This window comes from Psychrobacter sp. 1U2, from assembly GCF_051847575.1.
In genome coordinates this window covers 1-1630 of record NZ_JBPYDC010000148.1, presented here as the reverse complement: position 1 = coordinate 1630, position 1630 = coordinate 1, and the positions used below count along the sequence as shown (strand labels likewise).

The 1630-nt window shown below is 47.0% G+C and carries 2 protein-coding genes and 1 pseudogene; all 3 read right to left on the bottom strand.

Features of this window, described 5'->3' with window-relative positions:
* A partial coding sequence (locus ACS8FD_RS13980; RefSeq protein ID WP_439276314.1) for a CDP-alcohol phosphatidyltransferase family protein occupies positions 1-527 on the bottom strand: 527 nt, incomplete at its 3' end.
* Between the two features lie 64 nt (positions 528-591).
* Entirely contained in the window at positions 592-1236 is a 645-nt protein-coding gene (locus ACS8FD_RS13975) for an ATP-binding cassette domain-containing protein (protein WP_439260931.1), read from the bottom strand.
* 51 nt (positions 1237-1287) lie between these two features.
* A pseudogene (locus ACS8FD_RS13970) lies at positions 1288-1630 on the bottom strand (ABC transporter permease); the annotation flags it as partial.

Genomic DNA, 1630 nt, shown 5'->3' with positions numbered 1-1630 from the left:
ATAAAGTGCTGCGGCCAAATGCAAAAGGCAACAAACAGCGCGATGGTTTCGGTGCCTTCCGTCAAGCCGTTTAAATAATAAAAGCTTTTATATTTAAACTGTGGTTTATCCAGTTTAAACTTTTCTGCAGCGATGGCAAATGCTAAAAAGCTGGAGCCTGTACCAATAAAAGCGGCGAGTAATAAAGCGCCTGCAATGGCGTTTTGTTCAGGATTTGCCAAGATAAAGCCTAGCGGAACTGCTGCATAAAATAAAAAGTCGAGCGTAATGTCTAAGTAGCCGCCTGCGCTTGAGCTTTGCTGTGCATGACGAGCTAGCGCGCCATCAAGACCATCAAAAATACGATTCAATACAATCGCTGCAAGTGCGCCATACCACAATTCAAACGCCAGCAGTGGTAAGGCTAACATGCCGATTAAAAAGCCCGCCACCGTGAGTTGATCAGCCGTGATACCGCGTTTGTGCAATACAACGACCACAGGGGCTAGCATCGGCTTAATCATGGGCGTGAGAAATTTGTCTAGCATGCGCTTGCCTTTTATATTTCGCTTCAATGTTTAAGGTTATAATTCTAAGACTACAGGTTTAGAGCTACAGGTCTAAATGAATGACTTTACCCTTTGCGGCCTCAGCATCGCTATGATCGTGCGTGACCATAATGGCGGGGAGTTTATGGGTGCGGATTTGCTCAAATACCAGTTGGCGCGTGTCTACTCGCAGCTGGGTATCGAGCTTGCTAAAAGGCTCATCAAGCAGTATCGCTTTTGGCTCGCTCAATAGTGTTCTAAGTAGCGCCACTCGTGCTTGTTGTCCGCCCGATAAATTATCGGGATGGCGATCTCCCATGCCTGCTAGCCCCACTTGTGCCAGCGCTTGTGCTATTTTTTCACGGCGCTGTTTTTTATTGCCCACTTTATTGCCTTTAGGCATCGCAAAAGCAATATTACCTGCGACCGATAAATGAGAAAACAGTAGAGCATCTTGATACAGTACCCCAATATGCCGTAGATGCGTCGGCAAATGACTTACGTTTTCATCATTTAACCAGACCTCACCAGTAGCAGTAAAACCATTGGGTAAGGTACCTGTTAGCCAGTTCAATAAGCTCGATTTACCACTGCCAGAGGGGCCCATGACGGTCAGTATCTCACCACCAGTAATTTGCTCATCTAGGCTGAGTAATAGCTCGTCTTGTCGATATAACTGTAAGTCTTTTATCTGTAACGATGATTGCATCAAGGGCCCTTTTTTGTGTTTTTAACGACTGAGTTTTTAACGTCTGGATTTCTAACGAGTGCCACTTTTAAAGAAATACTTCGGCAATACCCACGCCAATATAAAGCCAATTAACGGCAGTGCCATTTGGATGATGGCATACACCGCACTGGTGCGCCTACTGGCACCATTGGCGAGAGTCACCGCTTCGGTGGTGATGGTGGCGATACGTCCGCCGCCTGCCAGTAGCGTCGGCAGATACTGACCAAAGCTAATGGCCAAACCAAGGGCGATAGCAATCAAAATCGGTGCAAACAGCTGGGGCAATTTGACCTGCAAAAATACTTTAGCAGGAGTTGCACCAAGGCTCGCCGCCACATGAGCAAAACGCGGGTCTAGACGCCTGTAGCTACTG

Coding starts and splice junctions, on each gene's coding strand:
- ACS8FD_RS13975 (WP_439260931.1), bottom strand. CDS start 1,236: ATGCAATCATCGTTACAGATAAAAGACTTACAGTTATATCGACAAGAC.